8 protein-coding genes are annotated in these 14,469 nt (G+C 68.7%); 3 read left to right on the top strand and 5 right to left on the bottom strand.

Translation table 11 applies throughout. The annotated features are described in order from the left end of the window. Positions 1-324 precede the first annotated feature (324 nt). The 4 genes from AS857_RS01860 to AS857_RS01845 all read right to left on the bottom strand — a co-directional run bounded on the left by AS857_RS01860 (position 325) and on the right by AS857_RS01845 (position 6,244). The gene (locus AS857_RS01860) at positions 325-2,802 is read right to left on the bottom strand and encodes a DEAD/DEAH box helicase (protein WP_058041294.1); all 2,478 of its coding nucleotides are present in this window, start codon (positions 2,800-2,802) and stop codon (positions 325-327) included. A gap of 54 nt (positions 2,803-2,856) precedes the next feature. Continuing rightward, complete coding sequence (locus AS857_RS01855; protein WP_058041293.1) at positions 2,857-3,276, bottom strand: hypothetical protein; 420 nt, start codon at positions 3,274-3,276, stop codon at positions 2,857-2,859. 74 nt (positions 3,277-3,350) lie between these two features. Beyond that, a complete protein-coding gene (locus AS857_RS01850) occupies positions 3,351-3,833 on the bottom strand; it encodes a hypothetical protein (protein WP_058041292.1) in 483 nt (160 codons plus the stop codon). Positions 3,834-3,904: 71 nt separating this feature from the next. Beyond that, positions 3,905-6,244: a DEAD/DEAH box helicase gene (locus AS857_RS01845; protein ID WP_058041291.1), complete on the bottom strand. Its 2,340-nt coding sequence runs from the start codon at positions 6,242-6,244 to the stop codon at positions 3,905-3,907. Between the two features lie 197 nt (positions 6,245-6,441). On the opposite strand from AS857_RS01845, the gene AS857_RS01840 reads away from it, so the two are divergent. The 3 genes from AS857_RS01840 (at position 6,442) to AS857_RS01825 (ending at position 12,246) form a co-directional block, all read left to right on the top strand. Beyond that, the gene (locus AS857_RS01840; RefSeq protein ID WP_063804143.1) at positions 6,442-7,527 is read left to right on the top strand and encodes a TniQ family protein; all 1,086 of its coding nucleotides are present in this window, start codon (positions 6,442-6,444) and stop codon (positions 7,525-7,527) included. A 142-nt stretch (positions 7,528-7,669) separates the two neighbouring features. After that, positions 7,670-10,984 carry a TnsA-like heteromeric transposase endonuclease subunit gene (locus tag AS857_RS01830; RefSeq protein WP_245699540.1) on the top strand — a complete coding sequence of 1,105 codons (3,315 nt, stop codon included), beginning with the start codon at positions 7,670-7,672 and terminating at the stop codon, positions 10,982-10,984. Between the two features lie 134 nt (positions 10,985-11,118). Continuing rightward, the gene (locus AS857_RS01825) at positions 11,119-12,246 is read left to right on the top strand and encodes a TniB family NTP-binding protein (RefSeq protein WP_245699539.1); all 1,128 of its coding nucleotides are present in this window, start codon (positions 11,119-11,121) and stop codon (positions 12,244-12,246) included. Between the two features lie 121 nt (positions 12,247-12,367). On the opposite strand, the gene AS857_RS01820 is transcribed toward AS857_RS01825, so the two are convergent. Then, the gene (locus AS857_RS01820) at positions 12,368-14,464 is read right to left on the bottom strand and encodes a hypothetical protein (RefSeq protein ID WP_058041288.1); all 2,097 of its coding nucleotides are present in this window, start codon (positions 14,462-14,464) and stop codon (positions 12,368-12,370) included. Between the last annotated feature and the right edge of the window lie 5 nt (positions 14,465-14,469).

Genomic DNA, 14,469 nt, shown 5'->3' with positions numbered 1-14,469 from the left:
GCGCGCGGTCTGCTCCGCAGACACGACGCGCCGCCGCTACGCGGCGGAGAAAGCCGAGCTCCGCTCGGCTGATCGGCCAACTCCGTTGGCCGGCATCCCGGATCGCTCCGCGATCCGGGATGCCGGAATCCGCTCCGCGGATTCCTCAACTACGCAGCAAGGCGGATGGTCCTGCGGTGGTCCGGACTGTGCGGGTTCTGTTCCCTTGGCTCTCACGTCATACGCCCCGGTGGTTGCTGTCCCCGACCCTTCGATCTGATGGGAGACCTAATGCTTCTACTCTAGTGGCCCGGGTTGGGCTATGCGCTATTTGGAAGCAAAAAACTATGGGATCTCCGAGAGTTGGCCGGGCTCCTCTGCGGAGGATTCACGGTCGGCCGCGCCCCACTCACCCTTGAGGATGTCGATCATCAACTGGCCCTGCTCTTGGGTGAGTTGTCCCAGATTCTGCTTGGTGCGTACCTTACAGAGCCATGGACCGATCATGACGCGCTCGCCGTCGACCTCCATCCACTCCCGAGCGCTCGGCGGGCGGCTCCAGCGTTCCACGAACAAGCGCAGGAGCTCGGCAGTCTGGCCAAAGGAGCGGCGGGTCCGTGTACCAGACGTGGAGCTCGTTTTCGGTGCGGGGAGCGGGACTTGATCGGGGGTCAGTCCGAGGTGCGTGAGGAGGGCGCGTTGGCCATCGTCGAGTCGGGTCCAGGCGGTGAACTGGCGGTGGAGCCAGCCGCCGGCTTTCACACCGTCGATCGTCAAGTCCCGCTGCCAGGTGGCAGGGGCGTGGCCTGCTTCGATCTGGCGGCGCAGCAGGTGGTACTTGCGGTGCCAGTCCGGGCCATGCGGGAGCGTCCAGTGCGAGTCGAGTGCGGTGAGTTGAGCTTCGCGAGTGGGGTCGAGGTGGCCTTTGCGGGCCAGGGAGCGTTGGTCGGTGAGGAATTGGCCGCCGGGTTTGGTGGCAGGGATGGCGAGGTGGCCGTGCTCGGCGTGGAAGGCCTCGACGGTGGTCAGGTGGCCGGCCCAGGTGGCTTCGTGGGCGTCCCAGATCATGCCGAGGTCTTCGAGCTCGGCGATCCATTCTGCGGTGAGAGTGCCTTGGCGGTGGGCGGTGCGCTGTCCGTCGATGAAGGAGCCGAGGCGGTATCCGTAGGAGTCTTCGTAGTCGGTGGGTACGCGCAGGTGGCCGTGTTCGGTGTGGTATCGGACGGCGGCGGCGAGGCCGGCGCGGCGGGGGGTGGACAGGGTCGTGCCGACTGCGGGCCAGGCGATCAGGTCCATCGCGCGGGCGATGTGGTCGGCATCCAGCGTGAAGTCGAAGCGGAAGCGGCGCGCGATGAGTTGGTGGGTGTCGGTTTCCAGGCGGCGCTTGGTGTTCTTGCGTGGGGCGCGGGCGGCGATGGTCTGGTCGTGGTGGCGCAGCGCTGCGGTGACGAGCCAGAGGGCCTCGTAGGGGGTGCCGAGGAGGTCGGTGGGGTCGGCGTCGGGTGGGGTGTAGGCCGGGATGACCAGACTCGCTGTCTTGGTGGCGAGGGTGGGGGGTTTGCGTAGGGCGCGGCCGAGGGCCTGGACGATGCGGCGCACGCTCGCGGTGCGGTCCGCGAACACGACCGCGTCCACGGCGGGCAGGTCGATGCCCTCGCCGAGGACTTGTGCGTTGGTCAGGATGCTGCGGGGAGCGGCGATGAAGCGGTTCTGGATCTTCTGGCGTTGGTCGGGGGTGTGGGTGCCGTTGATCGACTGCACGAGGAGGTCTGGGGCCCAGTCGGGGCGCTGTTGGGCGGGGAGGGTGCGCAGGGTGTGGCTGAATTGGCGGGCGAAGTCCGCGGCGTCCGCGATCTGCTGGAAGTAGACGATCACGTGCTTGAGGTCGTGCTCGGTCATGGCTTTGAGGACGGCCAGGTGCAGGGCGCTCGTACGGCGGGCCGTGGGACCGAAGCCGGTCTGGGCGTCGGTGTCGGTGAGGGCGCTGCGCAGGTCGGTGTCGGTGATCGCGGGGATCAGGAGTTGGTAGTCGGCTAGGACGCCGTCGTCGATCGCGTCTGCGTGGGAGTAGGTGTGCAGGCGTTTGCCGAACACCTTGGGGTCGTCCATTGACGCGATCAGGGAGGGGGTCTCCCATTGGGGGGTGGTGGTCGCGGTACGCTTGGGCTGCGGACGTGTGTCCGGAGCCTCGGTCAGGCGGGGGGCTTCCCACTCGTAGGGTGTCGCGGTCAGGTAGAGACGGCGGTCGGCCAGGACCCGGGTCTGGTCGTGGATCATCGTCCACTGCTTTTCCCAGGATCCGGCGGTGCGGTGTGCCTCATCCACCACCAGCAGGTCGAAGACGGGAACCGGGAAGACTGTGTGCTGGGTCTCTTCGATTCTGGGCAGCGAGTCGAGGGTGACGAACACGGTCACCCGCTCCCGCCGCTTGGTGCGCTGGGCCAACCAATAGGCCAGGTACTCCCCCGAACTCGTGGACACCGCCCCAGCGCCAGCCAGCAGAGGATGCTTGCTGGCATCGAAGGAAGAGACCGCCATCAACCGTTCACGGCGCCCATCCGCGCGGGCCGCGGCCGCCCACTGCCCCAGCAAGTCCAGGGACGGCACTGCCACCAGAAGGTGGCGGGCATCGAGCGCCTCGGCAGTGCGCAGCGCGATCAGCGTCTTACCCGTCCCGCACGCCGAGACCACATGCCCACGCGCCCCAGGCTTCCAGAGGTGCCGGACCGCGCTGTCCACCGCCGCCTGCTGATCGGGGCGCAGCTCCCGGCGTTCGGGGCGATCCGAGGTGGGCGTGTCGTCGATGCTGGAGTCGGTGGTCATCAGGTGGTTCCTCATGGCGCGGCTGGAGACGTCGAGGGGGCGGGTCCGCGGGAATCAGCAGTACGGCCAGTAGATTCCTTGTCCCCGGCCTCTGATCGCACGCCACTCAGGGACGGGGACCCGGCCGGCGGCGGCATAGATCCATCCCTCGTGGTGGTAGACGTGAGTGATGATCGTGTCGAGGGCGTGCCAGTCTGCGTGATGCCCGCAGGCGCCGCACCGGTTCGGGTTGAAGCTGCGGCCCCGCTGCCAGGCAGGCCGGTCGTGCAACTGTGCTGCGACGTCTGCCGTGTCGCCGTCCGGCGCCGCAAGGATGCGGCGTGCCATGTCGACGGCTTCGGGGAAGTCCGTGGTGGTGAACTCCTCACCATGCGGTCGGTATGACGGCAGTAGGCCGAACACCCACCACAGGGAAAAAGAACACCGCTCGCACGGCGCCTCGTATGCCAGTACATCTACCTGCAGCGAACCCACCGGGATCCCCCCTCTTTGCAGAGTGATCCTGGCACATCGTTGCCGTGGGATCAGGTTCGGTCTGGCAGGGGCGGTTACCAGTAGAGGAAGTCTGCCCCGTACCGGTCGAGTCCGGTCACAAGGGTGACAGCGTCATCCGCCACTTCCCGGCGCTGCTCTGGTCCGCGGACATGGTCGGCACTGTTTGTCTGACCTGTGCGGTATCTCTCGGCGAGGCGGCAGAAGGTGGCTGAGGGGTGGAAAAGAGTGTCCTTGGGTGGGTTTGGGTTCACGAGTGCGTCAGGAAGGCCGCCGTGTACTTCGGAGGTGATCCAGAATGCCCAGTCCACCAGCTTTTTCACCGCTTGCGCGTCCTGTGCGGCGCAGTCGAGCAAGATCGTCCGGCAGTCCTCGCATTCCTCTACCGTCGCGTAGAACAGCTCGTCTGCCACGACATCGCTCGGGTTCGCCAGCAACACCGACGGCGGCGAAGATCGTGTATCTGCGTCGGAGTGTGCGTGGACAGCGCTGGTTGCGGTCTCTTCCTCGGCTTTCTCGGCAGGGTTGCTGCTCAGCATTACGGCTCCTTGTTCCTCATCGTCGTTCGTCGTTTGGGGTGAGGCGGGGCGGTCTTCTTGTGGTCGACGGGTTAGCTCCATCGCATGTCCAGCGCCTCCAGGGCGTTGATCTGCTGTGTGGTGAGCCGGGTGACGTTCCGGCGGCGTTCGGACAGCCAGCGGCGCAGTAGGAGTGGGGGGCCTTGGTCGTTGCCTCGGTAAGTGGCGGGGACGGCGAGGTGTTGGTGGGCGCGGCGGAACAGGTAGGCCTCCCGCAGTCCTTTGTGGAAGGCCCAGGCCGAGTATCCGCGGGGGCGGCGCAGCAGGTACGCGAGAGGGTGGCGCAGGGGGATCTGGCCGAGAAGTTCATGCTGGGTGGTGGTGAGGCGGGGTAGGGCGGCGATCTGGTCGGCCAGCCATTCGCTGTAGGGGTTTTCGGCCTGTTCCGGGCCGTGGTCGGGGAAGGGCACCGTGTTCCGGCGGGCGGCGGCCACGACGGCGGCGTAGGTGCAGCGCCACCGCCCGGTTTTGTCCCAGCGGCTGTTCCACCAGGGGTAGATCTCGGTGAGGGCACGGTGGTAGCAGTAGGGCAGTTCGCGGCGGTCCGCTTCGGCGCGGAGCCGGGAGAGCCGTGCTCCCAGAGGGATGCCGCCATGGGACTCGCCCTGGGCGGGGACGAGGTGGCCGTGCCGGGCTACATAGTCGCGTGCCATGTCGAGGGTGAACTCGATGCTGGTGCGGGAGTGTTCCCATCGCATGTCCAGCAGGTCGAGGGCTTCGGCGCGCTCCGGCAGAAGCATGCCGTGCTGGTTCAGGCTGCGCTGCGTGCCCAGCCACCAGCCCAGGTAGAAGCCGTCGTCGGTGCGGTGGCGGTCTGGGACGTTCACGTGTCCGTGTCGGGCGTGGAAGGCCTGCGCGTGTTCGTAGGCGCTGTCCCAGATCTGGTTGGGGGCGGGGGTGTTCTTGGGATGGAGCAGTTCGATCAGTTCGTCGGCGCGCAGCGGGCGGGCGGGGGTGTAGGGGCGCAGGGTGCGGTCACCGCCCAGGAAGTGGATGCGGTCGAAGACGAGTTCGTCCCAGACGCTGAGGCTGATGAGGATTTGGTGCAGCAGGTGGAAGCTGGTGCCTTTGACGCCTTCTTCGAGCTGTTGGTCCGGGCTGAGGTAGACGGGGACGATGATGCGGGCGATCTTGCCTTGTCCGGGGGTCTGGCGCAGGGCTCGGCCGACGGCCTGGAGGATCTGGATCGGGCTGCTCTTGGGTTCGGCGAACAGGATGGAGTCCAGGGAGGGGATGTCGACGCCTTCGGTGAAGCAGTTGCAGTTGCTGAGCACCGCCCGGCGCGGAAGATCCTCTCCGGTGGGGGCGTGGGCGGGGGTGTCGATGAATTCCTGGACCCGTTCGCGGCGGGCGACCGCGCCGGTCTTGCTGTGGACCACGTTGCTGACCAGGTGGCAGCGCATGTACGGCGGTATGAACTCGGCGGTCTCGGTGAGGGTTTCGGCATAGACGGATGCGTCGGCGATGTAGGTGTGGAAGGTGAGGGTGCGGCGAAGGTCGTAGAGGTGCTGGGCGTGTAGGAGGGCGACCTGTGCGGCTGCCAGGCGTAGGCCTTCGCTGGTGGCGTCGATGCGTCGGGTGTTGCGCAGGGCCTGTCTGAGGTCGTTCTCGGTGACTTCGACAGCGACGATCTCGTAGTCGGCCAGGAGCCCTTGGGCGATCGACTCGGCCAGGGAGAGGCGGTAGACGACGGGCCCGTACAGACGCGGGTCGTCCATGGAGGCGATCACGTCGGTGCCAAGGATGTCCTCGCCTACATTCGGGGCCAGAACGCGAGGGGTGGCGGTCAGGTGGAGGCGGTGGCGGGCGGGGATGAGCGCATCGTCCAGGACGTGCGCCCAGGCTTTGTTGCCGTCGCCGGCGGTCCGGTGGGCTTCGTCGCAGATTATGAGGTCCCAGCGGGCGAGGTGATGCTCGCGGTGGGCCTCTTCGACCTTGTCCTGCGAGTGATAGGTGCACAAAACGTTCAGCGGCCCGAAGGCTGCTGCCCGGGCAGCGTGGTGGGCCAGTTCCTCGGCCGAGGTGACGCGCAGGAGACCGCCGGGCACCGTGCCAACGCCGTCCTGACTGCAGATGGTCAGGTACAGCCCGCGGCGGCCCTCGCGATGCCAGACCTGTGCGGTCTGGTAGAGCAGTTGAATGTTGGGGGCGAAGAGGATCACGTTGCCGCGCGGAGCGATGCGGTAGGTGACGTGGAGGGCAACGTGGGTCTTGCCGGTGCCGGTGGCCATCACGACGCTGACGCGGGCGTGGTGGTCGAGGAACGCGGAGACGGTGTTGCGGACGGCAATGGCCTGATGGCCACGCAGCGGGGTGACGAACGGATCTTCCTGGTCTTCGGTGAGCTGGTCTTCGGATACGGCCCCGAGCACCGGCCTCCCCCTCGTGATCATGTACCGGGAATCTCATGGTCGGCGCGGAGGCAGTGGCCGGTTTTCCTTTCGAGGCCAGTTCACCCTTTCCGGCGTATTCGACTGGTGAGGAGGGTTCGACAGCACGGCGGCGGCGCAGCATGACAGGCGCCGGGCTGCTGAGGGCCGCCGCAGGCAAGCTGGAAAGGGGGCGGAAGGTGGGGAAACGGGCGGCTCAGGCATGGGGGTTCGGCCCTCGGCAGCCGCTGCCGGTGCGGGTGGCGCCGGTGCGAGGGGAGTCGACCGGCAGTTACGTCAGCCGGCTCGCGCACGGCCAGGGACTTCATCTGGAGGAGCTGCTGGAGCGTGTGGGCTTCGGCAAGGCCTCGCGGGATCCGGCGCGGGTGCGAACCTACCCCTCCACCACCGAGATGTACGTCAACGAGCGCGGGCTTGAGTATCTGGCGGTGCTGTGCGGGACCACGGCCCGTGCGCTGCAGGAGGGTCTGCCGAGCACGGCCGCCCACCTGCTGGAGCCGGCCACCGACAGGGAACCGGTGTGGACCTGGCCATGGCTGCCGCGCCAGGGGCATCTGGTGGCGCTGTGCGGGACGTGCGCCGCCGTCGGCGGGGTGCACGAGACGGTGTGGATGATCAGCCCGGACCGGTGGCGGGTCTGTCTGGAGCATCTGCGGTTTACCGACAGCGACTCTACCGGTGGTACGTGGGGGTTGTCGCTGAAGCTGCTGACGCAGACCATTGCAGCCCACCGGGATCGCGAGGCCCTGTACCAGCGCTACGGGCCGGCCGGTGAGGAGTTGTTCGCCGACGCCTTCCAGATCACGGTGCACTGGTGGACACACCTGCCGGACACCCCACGCTGGGTGCAGCGGGCGCGGGACGCGGGACTTGGAGAACACGCGGTGCCCGCGGCACCGCTGGTGCTGATGCCGGAGGCGGCGGCCATGGCCGCCCACCTGGCCGCCTTCGAGCACGCCAACAAGCGCGACGGGCAGGCCCGCACTCGGTGGATGGATCAGATGCGGGAGCAGATGGATCAGTGGGGTGTCGACTTCCAGGTCGGCCGGTGGGCGCTGATGGACTGGCTGCAGCGGCACAGTGTCCCCGCCGCCACGGCGCCCGAGGCCGTCGGCGAGCTCAGCGGCAGGCCCACGTCGGGCGTCGGCCTGCCGCAGGAACTGCGGCTGTCGCCCGGCCATACGCAGGTGGCGCAGCCCACCGAGGCGCTGGGGGCGGCGTCTTGCCTGCCCTGGCAGCTGGGACAGCCCGCATGCGACATGTGAGCCCCGGCAGCCGGACAGAGCGGCCTGCGGGCGGCACCCCCAGTGGGAGACCTGGAGCTGACACAGGCACTCGCGCCGAACGGTTCGGGCCAGCGTGCGGGGCGATGCCGCGGTGTGGCGGGAGTCGCCGAGGGCAGGCTGCGTGAGCGTGCCGGAGGACCCCGGAGCGTGGTCGGAAGAGCATGTGGTGGACGCGGTCCGGGATGTGGTGGCGTTGTACCGCGGGCCGGACGGGCTGGTGCATGCGGGTGGTGCGGACCGGCTGCGGGGGCTGGGCCTGGAGGGGTTCGGGCCGGTCAGCGAGCCGGTGCCCTACCGGGGCCGGAAGGGCATCATCACGTATTGGCCGGTGGTGAGCGGGGGTCGGACGGTGGTGTGCTCGAGTCTGCGGCAGTGGCGGCTCACGCTGGAGCTGGACTTCGATCCGGCCTGGGTGGCGTTCAGCGCGGGCCCGGTGGAGTTGCGGTGGCGGGAGCGAGGCAGGAATCGCCGCTGGCGCCCGGACTTCGTGGCCCGTACCTCCGGTGGTGTGCGTGAGGTGCTGGTGCTCGAGCCGGCCGGTGCGGAGAGCGTGTCGGAGGCGAAGCTGCGGGTGCTGCAGGCGGTGGCCCGCGCGGCCGGGTGGCGGGTGCGGCAGGTGCAGGAGCCGTCGGGTGTGCGCGGCCGGAACCTGGCGTGGCTGGCCGGCTACCGCTTTCCCGCAGGCTGCGAGGACAGCCGGGTGGCCGCACTGCTGGAGGCGTTCACGGAGCCGACGGGACTGCGCGCGGGGGTGGCGGCCAGCGGGCTGGATGTGCTGACCGGGCTGGATCTCGCCTACCGGATGCTGTGGCAGCGGCGGCTGCGCTTCGACATCACGCAGCCGCTGCTGCCCGACGCCGTGGCCTGGGCCGGACCGGCCGACAACGGACGGGAGCAGGTGCCCGGCCCAGGTGAGGGCGGCCCGGCTGTCCTGGCATCGAAGTCGCACACCTTTCCCGGAGCGACAAGTCCGTCGCTCCTGTCCGGCGGCGGGGCGATGACGCCGCAGAACGCGCTCGCCCAGGTAGTGGGTCCTCGGGGCGCGAAGGGAGGGCACATGGGCGGAGTGTCGGGGAGGCCGCTGTCGGTGTCGATCGGGGCGCAGGTGCACTGGCAGGGACGCGAGTGGGAGGTGGTGGCGTGGCAAGGCCCGCAGGTCACCCTGACTGCCCAAGGCGCGGACTGCGGTGAGGGCTGGCAGGCACCTCAGGCGGTGTCGTACCGGTGGCTGGTGGGTGCGGAGGACTTCGCCGTATTGGACACCGACGCACCGGATGCCGGCGCCGCCCTGCACGGCTGGAGCCTCCCGGAGGACCACGAGCGCCGGGAGGAGGCGGAGCAGTGGCATGCACGCATGGTGGAGATCGACACCGGTCTGGCGCCGGGCCGAAGCGAACCTGAACGGGGGTTCGGGCCGGGGACGACGCTGGCCCAGCGGTGTGCCGCGATGTCGGCGCGCCTGGCCGCCGACGGCATCCGCTGCGCTGCCGCCACGCTCGCCGACAAACGACGCAGGTGGAAGGAGGCCGGCGAAAATGCGGCCGTGCTGCTGCCCGCGCCGCGGACCAAGCGCCCTGGCGGCTTCACCGACCCTCGATGTCTCAAGGCGATGCAGGAGGTGGTGACCCGGCGTGCCCGCGACTCAGACGTGACCATCGAGGTGATCCGCGAGGAGGTGGAGGACCTGCTGCGCTCGCGGCACGGCGAGGAGTTCGACGATCCGGCCGCCGCGGCAGCCCTGCTGCCCTCACGCTCTACCTTCTATCTGCGGATGCGGGAGTCCGGCCTGGCCGACCTCCTGAACCTGCCGACTCGCGGCCGCGTCGCCGTGGCCGCCACCCCGCCCCTGCCCCACGGCGGCCGCGAGATCGTCCTGCGGCCGGGGCAGCAGACCCAGGTCGACACCACGCCCTTGCGGATCTGGGCCCGCGGCGACGACGGCCGGCCCGTCGCCACGGAGATGACCGTCCTCATCGACGTGGCCAGCCGCAGCATCATCGCCCTGATGATCACCCCCAGCCGGCCCAGGGACGCCGAGAGCGGACGGGCAGGCCGGGCAACCCGGGCGATCGACCTGACGCTGATGCTGGCCCAGGCGTTCGCGCCGTGGCCGGTGATGCCCGGCTGGGACCCGCCGAGCGCGGCCGCCGCCTCCAGCCTGCCGTTCGGCGCGCTCGCGGCCGCCGACGAGCGGTTCACGAAGGCCACAGCCGCCCGCCCGGTCATCCACCCCGAAATGATCATCTACGATCAGGGCAGCCCGTACGTGAGTGAGCACTTCACATCCGTGTGCGACCGGCTGCGCATCGCCCGCCGCCCGGCACGCAAGAAAACCCCGGCCGACAAGCCGCTCGCCGAAAGCTTCTTCATCACCCTCGCACACGGCTTCAGTCAGCACGTCAAGCACGGTTGGGCCGGTCGCAGCCACAAAAAACGCGGCCGCGGCATCGACCGGATGCCGCTGTACACGATCGCCGAACTCCAGCAGATGGCGCAGGAATGGGTCGCACTGGAGTACCAGCAGACCCCCCATGCGGGACTGCGTGATCCTTTCCGGCCGGGCACCGAGCTGTCCCCCAACGGCATGTACGCCGTCCAGGTCCCCCGCAGCGGCTACCGGCCCGTGCCCTTCTCCCCTGCCGCCAACCGCTTCTTCCTGTTGCCGCGGTGGGTCACCCCCGGCAAAGACGGCTTCATGATCGACTACAGGGTGTATCAGCCGATCGCGCAGGACGCCGCCCACTACCGCGAGATCCTGCTGCGCGGCGGCTCCAAACTCACCGGCCGCGGCGACAAGTGGGAGTGCCGCTTCAATCCGTACCGCCCCGAACGGGTGTGGCTGTACGACCACACGGCAGGCACCTGGGTGACCTGCGACTTCAGGCTGCGGCACCTGCTGCATGACCCGTGGACCGCGGACATGTGGCAAGAACACGCCGAACAGCACCAGGCCGCCGGTGGCAGCGAGAAGGACGAGGAGGCGATCGCCCTGGCCCTGGCCGGGCGCGGCAGGCGCCACCGAAGCCACAGGCCGCCGCCCAAGCGCACCGGCGCCGAACCGCCCTTCCAGGGGCTGGAGCTGGCCACCGACCAGGTAGCCCAGGACCCTTACGCCGGTCTCGAGGAGTTCGACCTGTCGACCCTGCGGCCCTCCCCCGCGCTGCCCGTCTCCCCCCTGGCGCCGCTGAGCACACCCGTCCCGCCGGTGCTTCCCGCAGGCGCAGACAGTGCGGACGGCGCAGGCGCCTCGGCCGGCAGCGGGCCGGGGCCGCATCCGCTCGACGCCCTCTTTCCCGGCGACGGTATCGACAGCCTGGCAGAGGCCTTGGCGAACGGGACTCCTTTGGCCTTCCAGGAGGTCGTCGACGCAGAGCTCCTCGACGACTTCGATCCAGAAGACGACGAGGGCGAAGACGCCGGTGCCTGGCAGATGTAGCAGCCGGCCACGGGGACCCATGGGCGGTGGTGGACGCGGAAGCCAGCCCGCTGAGGGCTGGCTTCCGCGTCCACCACCGCCCGCACGGATGAAACGGCAACCGCACGCCAGGGAGCAGCGCGATGAAAGCGACCGTGGAACTGCGCGACAAGCGTGAGGCACGCCTGCGCCAGCAGTTGAAGGACACTCCTATGCGGCCCCTGCCGCTGTTCCAGCTCACCGGCTGGAACCACTTCGTCGACGAGGAAGTGAAGTCGCCTGCGCTGGCGGCGGACAGCGACCCCGCTGCGGACAAGGAGAGGGCTGCGGCCAGGAAGAAGGACGAACAGGCTCTCGCCTACCACCGGCATCTGCGGATGGTGACCACCGACGCGATGACGCACATGCAGGACATGATCATCGAGGCAGTCAATTACAGCAGCGGCCGCCGGGACGGCCTGATGGACCACGTCATCGACGGACCTGCGGGAACCGGTAAGACCTGTTTGCTGCGGGCGGTCGGGCGCGCCGCCCAAAGGGCGATCGAAACCGCCATGAACGGCAGGCAGCCCAACAAGATTCCCGTGGTGCACATCACCACCCCTGCAGAACCCGAGCCGAAGGTGAACTGGGTCTGGGAGATCGCCTCCTACCTGGGCCTGGCCCCCGAACCGAAGAGCATCACCGAAGTCCTCGAGATGCGCCGGCACCCCGACCTGACCTTGTCGGTCAACTACATCCTGGAGACAACGCAGACCCGCCTGATGCTCATCGACGACATCAACCGCGCCACGGCACAGCAGCTGGCAAGCGTGCTGCCCTACTTCGACTACTTGCGCGACAAACTCGGCATCGCCCTCGTCTTCTGCGGCACCGGCGCCAGCCATCTGATGCATCAGGCCCGCGTCCTGGCCGGGGACCTCGCCCGGGTCAGCGAGGAGAACCGCCTGCGGCTCGAGCAGGCGGGGCAGCCGGCCGCGCCCGGGACGCCCTCGCCCAGCGCGCTGCTGCCGGTGACCTGGCTGCACCCCCTGCCACTGAACGCCGAGGACCCAAAGACCTTCCGTGAGGTGCTGATGGGCTTCGAGGCGGACCTGAGCTTGTACCGGCTGGAGGAACACGCCCTGAGCAAACACGCCGTCGAACTGCACCGGCGCACCGGCGGCTATTTCAAAGCCCTCACCTACGTCGTCTCCACCGCCGCCGTCATCGCGATCCAAAGCGGCAGCGAGAACATCACCCTCAAAGAGATCGACGCCGCAACAGCGCAACTCGGCCCCTGAAACGAACCGACGCGTGCCGCGCATTGCCTGTTCACGCCCGCGGTTGCCAGACCGTCGCGTCCCCCCGTCGGGGGGGCGCGCGGGGGTCTGGTGTGGCTGCGCAGCCGGCTTGGGCTGGTTGCTATGCCGAGAAGTCGCTGGGGGTGTAGCGGTTGCCGGTGACGACGGCTGCCACGACCGCGCGGTCAATCAGGGCGTTCGGCGGGCGGTGCTTGGCCAGCCAGGTCAGCTCGTCGACGCGGAGGGTGCCGGCCTTCTTCTTCTCGGTGAGGTCGAGTACGAGCAACTGGCCGAAGGGAGCGGTGGTGTTGGTGTATTCGGCGGCTTGGGCCAGGTATCTCTTCTCCAGGTAGGCCCGGTCGTTGCTGGTGTGGTTCTTTTTGATCTCGGTCAGGTACTGGCGGGATCCGAAGTGGACGAGGATGTCGGCCCGTCCAAGGGCCCGGTTGACGGCTTCGACCTGAACCAGGTGGCCGATCTGGCTGCTGAGGAGCCAGACGTAGAAGTGCTGCTGCAGGTCTCCTTCGACGGGAACCAGGTCGCCGTCGGCTTTGTCGAAGCGCCGCCGGTAGTCACGGAACTTGATGCGTTTGCCGTCCGGGCCGGTGCGCCCCTCGCCGAAGGCGGTGGCGGTGTCCAGGTCGGCTGCGGCCCTGAGGAAGTGGACGGTCTGGCCGACCAGGACGGTGAAGGTCCGCCGGGTCTCTCCGACGAAGTCGGGGAACGCTTCCAGGCCGTGCAGGAGACGGTTGAGCAGCGGCACCACGACGGGGTCGGAGTTGTGCAGCCGGGTGAGGTCTGCGCGATAGGCCAGGTCGTCGATCGCCTTCAGGTCGTCGTCGGTGCTGGTGCTGGCGAGCCGGGCGGTGAAGTCACGTCCGAGTGCCTTTACTGCTGCGGGGGCCAGACGGTGGACGCGTTCGGTCTCCGCTTCGCCAGGCGGTTTCTCGGCGCCGGCGCCCGCGGTGGTTCCGTGCTCCCGCCGGCCCGAGGGCCGTGCCGTCAGTTGCTGTTCCACGCGGGTCAGGAGTTTGGACGCTGTCTCCTGGTCGAAGCCCGTGGTGGGGTGGGTGTCCGGCTCGGTGACGGCGCGGCGGAGCTGGGCGAGGAGGGACTGCTGGCGCAGGAAGGTGTCTTCGATGGCGGGTTCGACGAGGAGGGACATGCCGTGTTCGGCTGAGCCGACAGGGCAGACGGTGCGGGCTGCCTGGTAGGCGGTCAGGACGTGGTCGAGTGCTCCCCAGGGTTCCATCCAGACGGTGTCCTGCAGGTGTTCGGCAGCGTGTTTCAGCTGTAGTACGAGGTGTTCCCAGGCGACTTCGGCGGCCTTCTGGGGTTGCAGCCAGGCGGGTTGGTGCATGCCCCAGCTCCAGGCGTGCCGCTGATTGAGGGTGGTCGCGAGCCGGTCGGCGGCTTCGTTGAGTCTGGTGCTCTGGCCGCCGGTGAAGGCGAGCAGAGCGTCGCACACGGCGGCGTAGGCGCGGGCGTCGTGGCGGGCTTCTTCGGCGGCGTCTGCTGTGGTGAACCAGGTGTGGGCGGCCTGGAGGTGGTCGATGACGTCGGCCACGGTGCGGGAGGTGAGCGCGGTGCGCAGCCGGTCGTATCCCAGTTCGACGAAGGCGTCGATATCGCTGGCTTCGTCGTTGGAGAGGCGTTCGAGGTAGGAGCGCAGGGTGGCGGTGATGGCTTGCTCGTGGCTGGACCAGCTGTCCAGTCCCAGGCCGATGATGCGGGGCAGGCGTTCGGTGAGGTCTTCTGGAGTGTCACTCTGTTCGAGTTCCTCAAGGATTCCCCAGACCTGGTAGGGGTTGACCGATTTGGCTACCGCCAGGCGGACCGCGCCTTCGAGTCGTGCTGCGGCGAGCAGCGGCTGGGTGCCTGTCACTGCGTTGAAGTCGTTGAGGAGTGCTGTATTCAGGGCTTTGGCCAGCTGCTGTGTGGCGGGGGTGCTGGCGAGGAGTGTTTCGAGGGTCGCGGTGGTGTGCAGGAAGCTGGACTGGCGGGCGAATCCGCCGGGGAATGTGCCTGCGATGCCGTGCCAGTCGGCTTCGGCGTGGTCGAAGGCATGGGTGACCGCTTCGGCCAGCAGGGGGGCGTAGGGGCCTGCGGCGACCGTGTCCATCTCGGCACGGACGGCATCGGCGGGCATACCGAGGCCAGCGAACGTGATCTCCCGGCCTTGTTCGGCCAGGGCGCTGAGCTGCTCGGCCAGACCCATGCCGC

Source organism: Streptomyces roseifaciens, assembly GCF_001445655.1.
Taxonomy (GTDB): domain Bacteria; phylum Actinomycetota; class Actinomycetes; order Streptomycetales; family Streptomycetaceae; genus Streptomyces; species Streptomyces aureoversilis.
This window is presented reverse-complemented; position numbering and strand designations above follow the sequence as displayed.